This is a genomic window from Streptomyces ureilyticus, assembly GCF_011045025.1.
Lineage (GTDB): Bacteria > Actinomycetota > Actinomycetes > Streptomycetales > Streptomycetaceae > Streptomyces > Streptomyces ureilyticus.
In genome coordinates this window covers 1-15,563 of the sequence record NZ_JAAKZX010000050.1, presented here as the reverse complement: position 1 = coordinate 15,563, position 15,563 = coordinate 1, and the positions used below count along the sequence as shown (strand labels likewise).

Sequence of the window (15,563 nt, the reverse complement as noted above, 5' to 3'; positions counted from 1 at the left end):
ATGAGCAAGATCCTGATCCGTGGTGCGAAGGTGCTCGGCGGCGAGCCGCAGGACGTCCTGATCGACGGCGACACCATCGTGGAGGTCGGTGCCGGACTTCCCGCCGAGGGAGCCGAGGTCGTCGAGGCCGAAGGCAAGGTGCTTCTGCCGGGCCTCGTCGACCTGCACACCCACCTGCGCGAGCCCGGGCGTGAGGACTCCGAGACCGTCCTGACCGGTACTCGGGCTGCCGCGAGCGGCGGTTACACGGCCGTGTTCGCCATGGCCAACACCTTCCCGGTCGCCGACACCGCCGGTGTGGTCGAGCAGGTCTACCGGCTCGGACAGCAGCACGGCTACTGCGATGTGCAGCCCATCGGAGCCGTCACCGTCGGCCTGGAGGGCAAGAAGCTCGCCGAACTGGGCGCCATGCACGAGTCGGCGGCCGGCGTCACCGTCTTCTCCGACGACGGCAAGTGCGTGGACGACGCCGTGATCATGCGGCGGGCGCTGGAGTACGTGAAGGCCTTCGGCGGTGTCGTGGCCCAGCACGCGCAGGAGCCGCGGCTGACCGAGGGCGCCCAGATGAACGAGGGCGTCGTCTCGGCCGAGTTGGGGCTCGGCGGCTGGCCCGCAGTCGCCGAGGAGTCGATCATCGCGCGCGATGTGCTGCTCGCCGAGCACGTGCACTCCCGGGTGCACATCTGCCATCTGTCGACCGCCGGCTCGGTGGAGATCGTGCGCTGGGCCAAGTCCCGCGGCATCGACGTCACCGCCGAAGTCACCCCGCACCACCTGCTCCTCACCGATGAGCTGGTCCGCTCGTACAACCCGGTCTACAAGGTCAACCCGCCGCTGCGCACCGAGCGCGACGTCATGGCACTGCGCGAGGCGCTCGCCGACGGCACGATCGACATCGTCGCCACCGACCACGCCCCGCACCCGCACGAGGACAAGGACTGCGAGTGGGCCGCGGCGGCCATGGGCATGGTCGGCCTGGAGACCGCGCTGTCCGTGGTCCAGCAGACGATGGTCGACAGCGGGCTGCTCGACTGGGCCGGCGTCGCGGACCGGATGTCCTTCAAGCCCGCCCGGATCGGCCGGGCGACAGGCCACGGCCGCCCCGTCTCGGCAGGTGAGCCCGCCAACCTCACGCTGGTCGATCCGGCATACCGTGGGAACGTGGACCCCACGGGCTTCGCGTCGCGCAGCCGCAACACTCCGTACGAGGGTCGTGAGCTGCCGGGCCGTGTCACGCACACATGGCTGCGGGGCCGCGCCACGCTCGTCGACGGGAAGCTCGCGTGACACCACTGACGCACCTGACCTACGCCGCGGAACAGAAGTCGGCGGAAGTGACCGACTGGGCCGCCCGCATCGGCTGGCTCGTGGGCCTCGCGCTCTTCGTCGCCCTCGTCTACTGGCTGATGCGCGAGGGCTGGAAGTGGCGCGGCACGCTCCAGGGCGACCTGCCCGAACTGCTCCAGGCGCCGGACGAGCCCGGCCCGGTGAAGCTGACGTTGAGCGGGCGCTACCACGGCTCGACAACCGCAGGCCAGTGGCTCGACCGGATCGTGGCGCGCGGCCTGGGCACCCGCAGCCGGGTCGAACTCACGCTGACGGACGCGGGCCTGGATGTCGTACGCCCCGGAGCGGCCGACTTCTTCGTGCCGCTGGAGGCCTTGCGTGAGGCCCGGCTCGACAAGGGCATCGCGGGCAAGGTCCTCACCGAGGGCGGCCTGCTGGTCGTCACCTGGGAGCACGGCGACAGGCTGCTCGACTCCGGGTTCCGTTCCGACCACGCGGCCGAGCACAACGAGTGGGTCGAGACCCTGAACCAGATGATCGACAAGGACAGCAACAAGACGGAAGGCGCACGATGACCACCTCCACCAGGGGAGCCTCCAGAACTCCCGCCGTACTCGTCCTGGAGGACGGCCGGATCTTCCGTGGCCGCGCCTACGGGGCCGTGGGGGTGACCTTCGGAGAGGCCGTCTTCTCCACCGGGATGACCGGCTACCAGGAGACCCTCACCGACCCCTCGTACCACCGCCAGGTCGTCGTGATGACCGCCCCGCACGTCGGCAACACCGGTGTCAACGACGAGGACCCCGAGTCGAAGCGGATCTGGGTCGCCGGCTATGTCGTACGCGACCCCGCGCGCGTGCCCTCCAACTGGCGCTCCCGCGGCTCGCTCGACGAGGAGCTCGCCCGGCAGGACGTCGTCGGGATCTCCGGCATCGACACCCGGGCGCTCACCCGCCATCTGCGCGAGCGCGGCGCCATGCGCGTCGGGATCTTCTCCGGGAACGCGCTGCCCGACGAAGGCACCATGCTCGCCGAGGTGCGTCAGGCCCCCGAGATGAAGGGCGCCAGCCTGTACGAGGAGGTCGCCACGGAGGAGGCGTACGTCGTCCCCGCCCTCGGCGAGAAGAAGTTCACCGTCGCCGCCGTGGACCTCGGCATCAAGGGCATGACCCCGCACCGTATGGCCGAGCGGGGGATCGAGGTGCATGTGCTGCCCGCCACCGCGACCGCCGAGGACATCCACGCGGTCGGCCCCGACGGCGTGTTCTTCTCCAACGGTCCCGGCGACCCGGAGAGGGCCGAGCACCCGGTCGCCCTGATGCGCGCCGTGCTCGAGCGCAAGATCCCGCTCTTCGGCATCTGTTTCGGCAACCAGATCCTGGGGCGCGCGCTCGGCTTCGGCACGTACAAGCTGAAGTACGGCCACCGGGGCATCAACCAGCCGGTCCAGGACCGTACGACCGGCAAGGTCGAGGTCACCGCGCATAACCACGGTTTCGCCGTCGACGCGCCGCTCGACCGCGTCAGCGACACCCCCTACGGGCGTGCCGAGGTCTCGCACGTCTGCCTGAACGACCAGGTCGTCGAGGGGCTCCAGCTGCTCGACCAGCCGGCGTTCAGCGTCCAGTACCACCCCGAGGCGGCGGCGGGCCCGCACGACGCGGCCTACCTGTTCGACCGCTTCGTAGAGCTCATGGCAGAAAAGGGAGCCCAGCGTGCCTAAGCGCACCGATATCCAGTCCGTCCTGGTCATCGGCTCCGGCCCGATCGTCATCGGCCAGGCCGCCGAGTTCGACTACTCCGGCACCCAGGCCTGCCGCGTCCTCAAAGCAGAGGGCCTGCGGGTCATCCTCGTCAACTCCAACCCCGCGACGATCATGACGGACCCGGAGATCGCCGACGCGACGTATGTCGAGCCGATCACCCCGGAGTTCGTCGAGAAGATCATCGCCAAGGAGCGGCCGGACGCGCTGCTGCCCACGCTGGGTGGTCAGACGGCCCTCAACACGGCCATCTCGCTGCATGAGGCCGGGACGCTCGACGAGTACGGCGTCGAGCTGATCGGCGCCAACGTCGAGGCGATCAACAAGGGCGAGGACCGCGATCTCTTCAAGGAGGTCGTGGACGCGGTGAAGGGGAAGATCGGGCACGGCGAGTCCGCCCGTTCGGTGATCTGCCACTCCATGGACGACGTCCTCAAGGGCGTCGAGACGCTCGGCGGTTACCCGGTCGTCGTCCGGCCCTCCTTCACCATGGGTGGCGCCGGTTCCGGCTTCGCGCACGACGAGGACGAGCTGCGCCGCATCGCCGGCCAGGGGCTCACGCTCTCCCCGACCACCGAGGTGCTCCTGGAGGAGTCGATCCTCGGCTGGAAGGAGTACGAGCTGGAGCTGATGCGCGACAAGCACGACAACGTCGTGGTCGTCTGCTCCATCGAGAACTTCGACCCCATGGGCGTGCACACCGGCGACTCGATCACCGTCGCCCCGGCGATGACGCTCACCGACCGCGAGTACCAGATCCTGCGCGACATCGGCATCGCCGTCATCCGCGAGGTCGGCGTCGACACCGGCGGCTGCAACATCCAGTTCGCGGTGAACCCCGAGGACGGCCGGGTCATCGTCATCGAGATGAACCCCCGCGTGTCCCGGTCCTCGGCCCTCGCCTCCAAGGCGACCGGCTTCCCGATCGCCAAGATCGCCGCGAAGCTCGCCGTCGGCTACACCCTGGACGAGATCCCGAACGACATCACCGAGAAGACGCCGGCGTCCTTCGAGCCGACGCTCGACTACGTCGTCGTGAAGGCGCCGCGTTTCGCCTTCGAGAAGTTCCCGCAGGCCGACTCGACGCTGACGACGACCATGAAGTCGGTCGGCGAGGCCATGGCGATCGGCCGCAACTTCACCGAGGCGCTGCAGAAGGCGCTGCGGTCGCTGGAGAAGAAGGGCTCGCAGTTCACGTTCGTCGGGGAGCCCGGGGACAAAAAGGCCCTCCTGGAGGAGGCGATCCGGCCGACCGACGGGCGGATCAACTCCGTCATGCAGGCCATCCGCGCGGGCGCGACCCAGGAGGAGGTCTTCGAGTCGACGAAGATCGACCCGTGGTTCGTGGACCAGATGTTCCTCATCAAGGAGATCGCGGACGAACTGGCCGCAGCCGACAGGCTTGACCCGTCGCTGCTGGCGGAAGCCAAGCGCCACGGCTTCTCCGACGCCCAGATCGCCGAGATCCGAGGCCTGCGCGAGGACGTCGTCCGCGAGGTCCGGCACGCGCTGGGCGTGCGCCCGGTCTACAAGACCGTCGACACCTGCGCCGCCGAGTTCGCGGCGAAGACGCCGTACTTCTACTCCTCGTACGACGAGGAGAGCGAGGTCGCCTCCCGCGAGAAGCCCGCGGTGATCATCCTGGGCTCCGGCCCGAACCGCATCGGCCAGGGCATCGAGTTCGACTACTCCTGCGTTCACGCGTCCTTCGCGCTGAGCGACGCCGGGTACGAGACCGTGATGGTCAACTGCAACCCGGAGACCGTCTCCACGGACTACGACACCTCCGACCGGTTGTACTTCGAGCCGCTCACCTTGGAAGACGTGCTGGAAATCGTCCACGCGGAGACGCTGGCCGGGCCGATCGCGGGCGTCGTCGTGCAGCTCGGCGGCCAGACCCCGCTGGGTCTGGCGCAGGCACTGAAGGACAACGGCGTCCCGGTGGTGGGCACGCCGCCCGAGGCGATCCACGCCGCCGAGGACCGTGGCGCCTTCGGCCAGGTACTCGCCGAGGCCGGACTCCCGGCGCCGAAGCACGGCACCGCGACGACCTTCGCGGGTGCCAAGGCCATCGCGGACGAGATCGGCTACCCCGTCCTCGTGCGGCCCTCGTACGTGCTCGGCGGGCGCGGCATGGAGATCGTGTACGACGAGACGCGACTGGAGGTGTACATCGCCGAGTCGACCGAGATCTCCCCGTCGCGCCCGGTCCTCGTCGACCGTTTCCTCGATGACGCGATCGAGATCGACGTGGACGCGCTCTACGACGGCCACGAGCTGTACCTCGGCGGCGTCATGGAGCACATCGAGGAGGCCGGGATCCACTCCGGCGACTCGGCGTGCGCGCTGCCGCCGATCACGCTGGGCGGCTTCGACATCAAGCGGCTGCGGGCCTCGACCGAGGCCATCGCAAAGGGGGTTGGCGTCCGCGGACTGATCAACATCCAGTTCGCGATGGCGGGGGACATCCTGTACGTCCTCGAAGCCAACCCGCGTGCCTCGCGCACCGTCCCCTTCACCTCCAAGGCGACCGCTGTGCCGCTCGCGAAGGCCGCCGCCCGGATCTCGCTGGGCGCGACCATCGCCGAACTGCGCGCCGAAGGACTGCTCCCGGCGAGCGGCGACGGCGGCACACTGCCGCTGGACGCGCCGATCTCCGTCAAGGAGGCCGTCATGCCGTGGTCGCGCTTCCGGGACATCCACGGGCGCGGCGTCGACACCATCCTCGGCCCGGAGATGCGCTCCACCGGTGAAGTCATGGGCATCGACTCGGTGTTCGGCACGGCGTACGCCAAGTCGCAGGCGGGTGCGTACGGTCCGCTGCCGACCAAAGGCCGCGCCTTCATCTCCGTAGCGAACCGCGACAAGCGCTCGATGATCTTCCCAGCGCGTGAACTGGTCGCCCACGGCTTCGAGTTGCTCGCCACGTCCGGCACGGCCGAGGTGCTCAAGCGCAACGGCATCCACGCCACCGTCGTCCGAAAGCAGAGCGAGGGCACCGGCCCGAACGGTGAGCGGACGATCGTCCAGCTCATCCACGAGGGCGAGGTCGACCTGATCGTCAACACGCCGTACGGCACCGGTGGCCGCCTCGACGGCTATGACATCCGTACGGCCGCCGTGGCCCGCTCCGTGCCCTGCCTGACGACGGTGCAGGCGCTCGCCGCCGCCGTCCAGGGCATCGACGCGCTCAACCACGGGGACGTGGGCGTCCGTTCGCTCCAGGAACACGCGGAGCACCTGACGGCGGCGCGGGACTGACGCCATGTACTCACTGTTCTTCAGTTTGTTCTTCAAACGAATGGACCCGGAGCGGGCCCACCACCTGGCCGTCGCCTGGATCCGCCTCGCCGCCCGCATCCCCGTGCTGCGTACGTTCCTCGCGGCGGCTCTCGCTCCGCGCCACAAGGAACTGCGCACCGAGGCCCTCGGGCTGCGGATGCACGGGCCGTTCGGGCTCGCGGCCGGCTTCGACAAGAACGCGATCGCGGTCGACGGGATGTCGATGCTCGGCTTCGACCACGTCGAGATCGGCACGGTCACGGGGGAGCCGCAGCCCGGCAACCCCCGTAAGCGGCTGTTCCGGCTTGTGCCGGACCGGGCGCTGATCAACCGCATGGGGTTCAACAACGAGGGCTCGGCAGCCGTGGCGGAGCGCCTGGCAGGCCGTGAGGCGGTCTTCAAGACCGTCGTGGGCGTCAACATCGGCAAGACCAAGGTCGTACCCGAGGCCGAGGCGGTCGGCGACTACGTGAAATCGACGCAGCGGCTTGCCCGCCACGCCGACTACCTGGTGGTCAACGTCTCCTCGCCGAACACACCGGGCCTCAGGAATCTGCAGGCGGTGGATCATCTGCGCCCCCTGCTGAGCGCCGTCCGCGAGGCCGCCGACCAGGCCGTGACCGAGCGCCGCGTCCCGCTCCTGGTGAAGATCGCGCCCGATCTCGCCGACGAGGACATCGACGCCGTCGCCGACCTCGCCGTGGAGCTCGGCCTGGACGGGATCATCGCCACGAACACCACCATCGCGCGCGAGGGACTCGGTTTGACATCCGGACCCTCCCTCGTGAAGGAAACCGGCGGCCTCTCCGGTGCGCCGCTGAAAGCGCGCTCCCTGGAGGTGCTGCGTCGCCTCTACGCGCGCGTAGGCGACGACATCACGCTCGTGGGCGTCGGCGGCATCGAGAACGCCGAGGACGTCTGGCAGCGCATCCTGGCCGGCGCCACCCTGGTCCAGGGCTACAGCGCCTTCATCTACGAGGGCCCCTTCTGGGGCCGCGCGATCCACAAGGGACTCGCGGCACGCCTTCGTACCAGCCCGTACGCCACCCTCGCCGACGCCGTCGGCGCCGACGTCAAGGAGCCCGTGTGAGCCTGGAACCCTTCGGTACGCGCCTTCGCCGGGCCATGGACGAGCGCGGCCCGCTCTGTGTCGGCATCGACCCGCACGCCTCGCTGCTCACCGACTGGGGCCTGAACGACGACATCGCGGGCCTGGAGCGCTTCAGCCGCACCGTCGTCGAGGCGCTGGCCGACCGGGTCGCCGTACTGAAGCCGCAGAGTGCGTTCTTCGAGCGCTTCGGGTCGCGCGGTATCGCCGTACTGGAGAAGTCGGTCGATGTGGCACGGGCCGCCGGGGCGCTCGTCGTCATGGACGCCAAGCGCGGCGACATCGGCTCGACCATGGCCGCGTACGCCTCCGCCTTCCTGGAGAAGGGTTCGCCGCTGTTCTCGGACGCGCTCACCGTCTCGCCGTACCTGGGCTACGGATCGCTGAAGCCGGCCGTCGAGCTCGCCCGCGAGAGCGGCGCGGGGCTGTTCGTGCTCGCGCTCACCTCCAACCCGGAGGGCGGCGAGGTGCAGCACGCGGTACGGCCCGGCGACGTGGCGGACGCGGCCGGTTCGGTCGGCCGGAGCGTCGGCGCGATCATGCTCGCGCACCTCGCCGCGGAGAACGCGGGGGAAGCCCCCATGGGCTCCTTCGGCGCGGTCGTGGGCGCCACGCTGGGCGACCTCTCCTCGTACGACCTCGAGATCAACGGACCGCTCCTCGCGCCCGGCATCGGCGCCCAGGGCGCGACCCCGGCCGATCTTCCGGGCGTCTTCGGAGCGGCGGTGCGCCATGTGGTCCCGAACGTCAGCAGGGGTGTTCTACGTCACGGACCCGACATCGGTGCGCTACGCGCGTCCGCGGACCGGTTCGCGGAGGAGATCAGGGCTGCCGTGGCGTCGGTCTAGCGTCTTCAGCGACTCTTCTGTGAGGTCCTCGTGGACGTCCCACGTCTGAATACACCCTCAAATCCGGAGCATTATGTACCAAATGTCGGTTTCAATGGAGGCTGACCAGGACTTTTCCGCTGTTCTCGCTGACTCCGGCGGACTTGGCCGCTAGTCTCCGACGAGTGGAGACGGGCAAGAAGCGTTGCTCGTTGCTCCCCAGGTGTGGGGCGATTAGGTTCCTCACCGGTCCGTATCCGACAGTTCGACATCCGAGGTGACGTAGGCGTGGCTCTTCCGCCCCTTACCCCTGAACAGCGCGCAGCCGCGCTCGAAAAGGCCGCCGCGGCTCGCCGGGAGCGGGCCGAGGTCAAGAATCGACTCAAGCACTCCGGCGCCTCCCTTCACGAGGTCATCAAGCAGGGCCAGGAGAACGACGTCATCGGCAAGATGAAGGTCTCCGCCCTCCTGGAGTCCCTGCCGGGCGTGGGCAAGGTCCGCGCCAAGCAGATCATGGAGCGACTCGGGATCTCCGAGAGCCGCCGCGTGCGTGGCCTCGGCTCCAACCAGATCGCGTCTCTTGAGCGCGAGTTCGGCGGCGGTGCCGCCTGACGTTCTCGGGCACTCCTGAGAACCTGGATAATCGCTGCATGGCTGCAACATCCCGGGGGACGACCCCCGTACCCCCGGAATCACGTCCGCGGCTGACCGTGCTCTCCGGCCCCTCCGGGGTCGGCAAGAGCACGGTCGTCGCTCATATGCGCAAGGAACACCCCGAGGTCTGGCTCTCTGTGTCGGCGACGACCCGCAAGCCGCGCCCCGGCGAGAGGCATGGCGTCCAGTACTTCTTCGTCAGCGACGATGAAATGGACAAGCTGATCGCCAACGGCGAGCTTCTCGAGTGGGCGGAGTTCGCAGGCAACCGCTACGGCACCCCGCGGGGCGCCGTGATGGAGCGCCTGGAGGCCGGCGAGCCCGTCCTCCTCGAGATCGATCTCCAGGGCGCGCGTCTGGTCCGCGAGTCGATGCCCGAGGCCCAGCTGGTGTTCCTGGCTCCGCCCTCCTGGGAGGAGCTGGTGCGCAGACTCACCGGGCGGGGCACCGAGCCGCCCGAGGTGATCGAGCGCCGACTGGCCGCCGCGAAGATCGAGCTGGCGGCCGAGTCGGAGTTCGACGTGACCCTGGTCAACACCTCCGTCGAGGACGTAGCGCGTGAGCTGCTAGCCTTGATGGACGTAGTGTGATCGTTTTCGATCTCATCCCATCTTTCGGAAGGTAGAGCGTGTCCTCTTCCATCACCGCGCCCGAGGGCATCATCAACCCCCCGATCGACGAGCTCCTCGAGGCCACCGACTCGAAGTACAGCCTCGTGATCTACGCGGCCAAGCGGGCCCGTCAGATCAACGCGTACTACTCGCAGCTCGGTGAGGGCCTCCTCGAGTACGTCGGTCCGCTCGTGGACACGCACGTCCACGAGAAGCCGCTCTCGATCGCCCTGCGCGAGATCAACGCGGGTCTGCTGACGTCCGAGGCCGTGGAGGGCCCGGCGCAGTAAGTAATATCCGCAGATTGCAGCAGGCTTTTCCACAGGCCCGACAGCCCGGCTGTCGGGCCTGTGGTGTGTCATGAGTACGTACACGTTGCAGCGCAGGTGAGCCGAGCCCGGGGAGAGACCGTGGACAAGCCGAAGGTCGTGCTGGGAGTCAGCGGTGGCATCGCCGCGTACAAGGCGTGCGAGCTGTTGCGCCGGCTGACCGAGTCGGGGCATGACGTACGGGTCGTACCGACCGAGTCGGCGCTGCACTTCGTCGGCGCCGCCACCTGGTCCGCGCTCTCCGGGCACCCCGTCTCGACCGAGGTCTGGTCCGATGTGCACGAGGTACCGCACGTCCGCATCGGCCAGGAGGCGGACCTGGTGGTCGTGGCGCCCGCCACCGCGGACCTGCTGGCGAAGGCGGCGCACGGCCTGGCCGACGACCTGCTGACCAACACCCTGCTCACCGCCCGCTGCCCGGTGGTCTTCGCCCCCGCCATGCATACCGAGATGTGGGAACACCCGGCCACGCAGGAGAACGTCGCGACGCTGCGCCGCCGCGGTGCCGTCGTCGTCGAACCCGCCGTCGGCCGTCTGACGGGCGTCGACACCGGCAAGGGCCGGCTGCCGGAGCCCGGGGAGATCTTCGAGATCTGCCGCCGGGTGCTGGCGCGTGGGCCCGTGGTTCCGGATCTGGCGGGCCGCCATGTCGTGGTCAGCGCCGGCGGCACGCGCGAACCGCTCGACCCGGTCCGCTTCCTCGGCAACCGCTCCTCCGGCAAGCAGGGGTACGCCCTCGCGCGCACGGCGGCCGCCCGGGGCGCCCGGGTCACCCTGATCGCCGCGAACACCGGGATGCCGGACCCGGCGGGCGTGGACGTGGTGCCCGTCGAGACAGCCGTCCAACTGCGCGAGGCGGTGCTGAAGGCCGCCGCGGACGCCGACGCGGTGGTGATGGCGGCCGCGGTCGCGGACTTCCGGCCGGCGACGTACGCGGCCGGAAAGATCAAGAAGAAGGACAACCAGGACCCCGAACCGATCACCCTGGTCCGTAATCCCGACATCCTCGCCGAGATATCCGCCGAGCGCGCCCGCTCCGGCCAGGTGATCGTCGGCTTCGCCGCCGAGACGGACGACGTTCTCGCCAACGGGCGGACGAAGCTGGAGCGCAAGGGCTGCGATCTCCTCGTCGTGAACGAGGTGGGGGAGCGCAAGACCTTCGGCTCCGAGGAGAACGAAGCCGTCGTGCTCGGCGCCGACGGCAGTGAGACCCCCGTGCCGTACGGGCCCAAGGAAGCTCTGGCCGAGACGGTGTGGGATCTCGTGGCGCGGCGCCTGGAGTGAATGCCTGATTCGTTCCGGTCGGGGCGGTCTTCACCGGATTCCAAAACCGGCGAAATCGCGCCTGGGAACCTGGCGGAGACCGAGGCTCGTTGGGCAGAATACCCGTGCCGCAGGTCACAGGTCTTCCGAGTCGCGAGACGGGGTGGACCCGCGGTCGAGCATGACCGATAAACTGACCCCCGGACGACAGCGGGCGCAGCCCCCGATCCGTCCACAAATGATCAGCCAGCAGCCGCTGCAACCCCAGGGAGCGTTGTGTCCCGTCGTCTGTTCACCTCGGAGTCTGTGACCGAGGGTCACCCCGACAAGATCGCTGACCAGATCAGCGACACCATTCTCGACGCGCTTCTGCGCGAGGACCCGAAGTCCCGGGTCGCCGTCGAGACGCTGATCACGACCGGCCTCGTACATGTGGCGGGCGAGGTCACGACCAAGGCGTACGCGCCGATCGCGCAGCTGGTGCGCGACAAGATCCTCGAGATCGGTTACGACTCCTCGAAGAAGGGTTTCGACGGCGCCTCCTGCGGCGTTTCGGTGTCGATCGGTGCCCAGTCCCCGGACATCGCGCAGGGCGTCGACACCGCGTACGAGAAGCGTGTCGAGGGCGACGAGGATGAGCTGGACAAGCAGGGTGCCGGCGACCAGGGTCTGATGTTCGGTTACGCGACCGACGAGACGCCCGAGTTGATGCCGCTGCCGATCCACCTGGCGCACCGACTGTCGAAGCGGCTCTCCGAGGTCCGCAAGAACGGGACGATCCCGTACCTGCGCCCCGACGGCAAGACCCAGGTCACCATCGAGTACGACGGCGACAAGGCCGTCCGCCTCGACACGGTGGTCGTCTCCTCGCAGCACGCCCAGGACATCGACCTGGACTCGCTCCTGGCGCCCGACATCCGCGAGTTCGTGGTCGAGCCGGAGCTCAAGGCCCTCCTGGATGACGGCATCAAGCTGGACACCGAGGGCTACCGCCTGCTGGTGAACCCCACCGGCCGCTTCGAGATCGGCGGCCCGATGGGTGACGCCGGACTGACCGGCCGCAAGATCATCATCGACACGTACGGCGGCATGGCCCGCCACGGGGGCGGCGCCTTCTCCGGCAAGGACCCGTCCAAGGTGGACCGCTCGGCGGCGTACGCGATGCGCTGGGTCGCCAAGAACGTCGTCGCCGCGGGCCTCGCCACCCGCTGCGAGGTCCAGGTCGCCTACGCCATCGGCAAGGCCGAGCCCGTCGGTCTCTTCGTCGAGACCTTCGGCACCGCCAAGATCGACACCGGCAAGATCGAGAAGGCCATCAGTGAGGTCTTCGACCTCCGCCCCGCCGCGATCATCCGCGACCTCGACCTGCTGCGCCCGATCTACGCCCAGACCGCGGCGTACGGCCACTTCGGGCGTCCGCTGGACGACTTCACGTGGGAGAAGACGGACCGGGTGGACGCACTGCGCAGGGCTGCCGGGCTGTAGTTCCTGGTTCCCGCTGTAACGTCCGGCTCTTTCCGAGGCCCGGCGTCCCCAAGGGGCGCCGGGCCTCGCTGCGTCAGGTCGGCTCGCGGTGGGCGCTGTCAGTGCTGTCTGGTACCAATGCTGGTGTGAGCAGCGCGAATGGGCAGGGCGAGGGGGCGAGGGGTGTGCCCCCTGAGCAGCTTGCGCTCATTCGGGAGAGTGTGCGGGAGGCGAAGGGGCCGCGGGCGAAGCCGCGTACGTGGCGGGGGGCCGCGTTGGCCAAGGAGCGTCCGGTTGCTCGGGTCTTGGTCGACAAGGGGGTGCTGCATCTTGACCGGTACTTCGACTATGCCGTTCCGGAGGAGCTGGACGCCGATGCGCAGCCCGGGGTGCGGGTTCGGGTGCGGTTCGGGGCCGGGCGGCACCGTGTGCGGGAAGGGCGGCGTGAGGGCGGGGGGCTGATCGACGGGTTTCTGGTGGAGCGGCTTGCCGAGTCCGACTACTCCGGACCCCTTGCCGCGCTCGCCCAGGTCGTCTCGCCCGAGCCCGTGCTCAGTGAGGAACTGCTGGGGCTCGCACGGGCCGTGGCCGACCGGTACGCGGGAAGTCTGGCCGATGTGCTGCAACTGGCCGTGCCGCCCCGGAACGCGCGCGCGGAGAGTCAGGAGTCCCCGGCGCCACTGCCGGTGCCCCAGACACCTGACGTCGGGTCATGGGGGCGGTACGGGCGAGGGGACGCCTTCGTACGCTCGCTCGCGGCGGGCGGGACACCGCGAGCCGTGTGGAACGCGCTGCCGGGGCCCGAGTGGGCCGACGAGCTCGCGCGGGCCGTCGGGGCGACGCTCGCCTCGGGGCGTGGCGCGCTGGTCGTCGTTCCGGACGGGCGGGCCGCCCACCGGGTCGACGCCGCGTTGACCTCGCTGCTGGGGGAGGGGCGGCATGCGGTGCTGACGGCCGAGGCCGGGCCCGAGAAGCGGTACCGGCAGTGGCTCGCGGTGCGGCGGGGGTCCGTACGGGCCGTGGTGGGGACCCGGGCCGCCATGTTCGCGCCCGTACGGGATCTGGGGCTCGTCGCCATCTGGGACGACGGGGACGACAGCCACAGCGAGCTGCACGCGCCGCAGCCGCATGCGCGGGAAGTGCTGCTGCTGCGGGCCGCCCATGACAAGTGCGCGTTTTTGCTGGGGAGTTGGAGCTGCACCGTCGAGGCCGCGCAGCTGGTCGAGAGCGGCTGGGCGGCGCCGCTCGTCGCCGACCGCGAGCAGGTGCGGGCGACGGCTCCCCTCGTACGGACCGTGAGCGACGGGGACCTCGCGCGGGACGAGGCGGCCAGGGCGGCGCGGCTGCCCACGCTCGCCTGGCAGGTCGTACGGGAAGGGCTGCGGCACGGTCCCGTACTGGTGCAGGTGCCACGGCGTGGCTACGTACCCCGGATGGCGTGTGTGCGGTGCAGGGCGCCCGCGCGGTGCCGGCACTGCGCGGGGCCCCTGGAGGGGCAGGATGGCGGGGTCCTGCGCTGTGGCTGGTGCGGGCGTGGCGAGGAGGCCTGGCACTGTCCTGAATGTGGTGGGTTCCGGCTGCGGGCACAGGTCGTGGGGGCGCGGCGTACCGCCGAGGAGCTGGGGCGCGCGTTTCCCGCCGTGCCCGTGCGGACTTCGGGGCGTGAGCAGGTACTGGACACGGTGCCGGGGGCGCCCGCGCTGGTGGTGAGCACGCCGGGGGCGGAACCCGTCGCCGAGGGCGGGTATGCGGCGGCGTTGCTGCTCGACGGCTGGGCGATGCTGGGGCGGCCTGATCTGCGGGCCGGCGAGGATGCCCTGCGGCGGTGGATCGGGGCGGCTTCGCTGGTGCGAGCGCAGGGGGATGGCGGGAAGGTGGCGGTGGTCGCCGAGCCGACGCTGCGGCCTGTGCAGGCGCTGGTGCGCTGGGATCCCGTCGGCCATGCGGTGCGTGAGCTGGGCGAGCGGGCCGAGCTGGGGTTCCCGCCCGTGTCGCGCATGGCTGCGGTGTCCGGAACGCCGGAGGCACTCGCCGGGTTTCTTTCCGCGGTCGAACTGCCCGGCGACGCAGAGGTGTTGGGGCCGGTGCCGTTGCCCGTCGCGGAAGCGGGGAGGCCTCGGCGTACGGGGGCGCCGCCGGTCGGGGAGCGCTGGGAGCGGGCGTTGATCCGGGTGCCGCCGGGGAGTGGGGCACCGCTGGCTGCCGCGCTGAAGGCCGCGCAGGCGGCACGGATGGCTCAAGGGGGGAGTGAGGTTGTGCGGGTGCGGATTGATCCGCCGGACATTGGATGAGGGGGAGATGGTGAGGGGGCCGGTGAGGGAGGCGAGGTGATGCGCCTCCGCGGGCCGAGGGCGGCCGACGTCCTGAGTCCGGTTGCGGCGCGCGGGTGCAGGGGCCGGGGCGAGCTCGAGCACGGCGCCAGGCCGGTGCGGATCCCGGTGGCCGGAGGAGTCCGCAACGTTGGCGCCGGCGCCAGCCACAAGAGGCAGCGCCAGCGAAAAAAGTTCGCGGCCCCCTCCGTCGGGGCTTCGGCCGCCGGTGGGTCCCCGTCTGTCGAGGGTCTTCGCTCGCCGACGGGCCTCCGCCTGTCGGGGGCTTCGCCCGCCGGTGGATTCCCGCCTGTCGGGGGATCTTTGCTCGCCGACGTGCCTCTGCACGTCGGCGGGCTCCGCCCGTTGACGTGCCTCCGCCCGCCGGTGGGCTTCCGCCCGTCGACGCGCCTCCGTCTGCCGATAAACGCGTCTGCCTCCCGATGGTCGTCGGGAGGCAGACGGAGGGGTGTCAACCGGCTATCAGTCGGAGGGGGTCAGCCATTGCGGGGGCCTGGGAAGGCGTTTGGCCTCGCCTCCACCCGCGCGCAGCCGGACTCAGCCGACGTCCTCTGGCAGAACTCACTCCTCCAGCATCTGGCGTCCACCGTTCCCGACCTTCCGGTGCCACGACTGGTCCCGACACGCGAGGGGAAGTGCCTTGCC

Annotated in this window: 12 protein-coding genes; all 12 read left to right on the top strand. The window is 70.0% G+C overall.

Translation table 11 applies throughout. The features are described from left to right. The 12 genes from G6048_RS17880 to G6048_RS17825 all read left to right on the top strand — a co-directional run bounded on the left by G6048_RS17880 (position 1) and on the right by G6048_RS17825 (position 14,879). On the top strand, positions 1-1,287 hold the full coding sequence (locus G6048_RS17880) for a dihydroorotase (protein WP_165340548.1): 1,287 nt from the start codon (positions 1-3) through the stop codon (positions 1,285-1,287). Then, positions 1,284-1,862 (top strand): PH-like domain-containing protein, encoded by a 579-nt coding sequence (locus G6048_RS17875; RefSeq protein WP_165340547.1) that lies wholly within the window; start codon positions 1,284-1,286, stop codon positions 1,860-1,862. Before G6048_RS17880 ends, G6048_RS17875 begins: the two co-directional genes overlap by 4 nt. Beyond that, a complete protein-coding gene (gene carA / locus G6048_RS17870; RefSeq protein WP_165340546.1) occupies positions 1,859-3,010 on the top strand; it encodes a glutamine-hydrolyzing carbamoyl-phosphate synthase small subunit in 1,152 nt (383 codons plus the stop codon). The genes G6048_RS17875 and carA overlap by 4 nt, the downstream gene beginning before the upstream one ends. Then, positions 3,003-6,311 carry a carbamoyl-phosphate synthase large subunit gene (carB, locus tag G6048_RS17865; RefSeq protein WP_165340545.1) on the top strand — a complete coding sequence of 1,103 codons (3,309 nt, stop codon included), beginning with the start codon at positions 3,003-3,005 and terminating at the stop codon, positions 6,309-6,311. Before carA ends, carB begins: the two co-directional genes overlap by 8 nt. Positions 6,312-6,315: 4 nt before the next feature. Next, a complete protein-coding gene (locus tag G6048_RS17860; protein WP_165340544.1) occupies positions 6,316-7,422 on the top strand; it encodes a quinone-dependent dihydroorotate dehydrogenase in 1,107 nt (368 codons plus the stop codon). Then, positions 7,419-8,288, top strand: coding sequence for an orotidine-5'-phosphate decarboxylase (pyrF, locus tag G6048_RS17855; RefSeq protein ID WP_328826251.1), 870 nt, complete (start codon positions 7,419-7,421; stop codon positions 8,286-8,288). The genes G6048_RS17860 and pyrF overlap by 4 nt, the downstream gene beginning before the upstream one ends. A 267-nt stretch (positions 8,289-8,555) precedes the next feature. Then, positions 8,556-8,879: an integration host factor gene (locus tag G6048_RS17850; RefSeq protein WP_005319887.1), complete on the top strand. Its 324-nt coding sequence runs from the start codon at positions 8,556-8,558 to the stop codon at positions 8,877-8,879. Between the two features lie 38 nt (positions 8,880-8,917). Further along, positions 8,918-9,511, top strand: a complete 594-nt coding sequence (gene gmk / locus G6048_RS17845) for a guanylate kinase (protein ID WP_165340543.1) — start codon at positions 8,918-8,920, stop codon at positions 9,509-9,511. 38 nt (positions 9,512-9,549) lie between these two features. Further along, entirely contained in the window at positions 9,550-9,822 is a 273-nt protein-coding gene (gene rpoZ / locus G6048_RS17840) for a DNA-directed RNA polymerase subunit omega (protein ID WP_003982715.1), read from the top strand. A 120-nt stretch (positions 9,823-9,942) separates the two neighbouring features. After that, positions 9,943-11,145, top strand: coding sequence for a bifunctional phosphopantothenoylcysteine decarboxylase/phosphopantothenate--cysteine ligase CoaBC (gene coaBC / locus G6048_RS17835; RefSeq protein WP_165340542.1), 1,203 nt, complete (start codon positions 9,943-9,945; stop codon positions 11,143-11,145). A 255-nt stretch (positions 11,146-11,400) separates the two neighbouring features. Further along, entirely contained in the window at positions 11,401-12,609 is a 1,209-nt protein-coding gene (gene metK, locus G6048_RS17830) for a methionine adenosyltransferase (RefSeq protein ID WP_165340541.1), read from the top strand. Between the two features lie 125 nt (positions 12,610-12,734). Beyond that, on the top strand, positions 12,735-14,879 hold the full coding sequence (locus G6048_RS17825; RefSeq protein WP_165340540.1) for a primosomal protein N': 2,145 nt from the start codon (positions 12,735-12,737) through the stop codon (positions 14,877-14,879). The last annotated feature ends 684 nt before the right edge of the window (positions 14,880-15,563 follow it).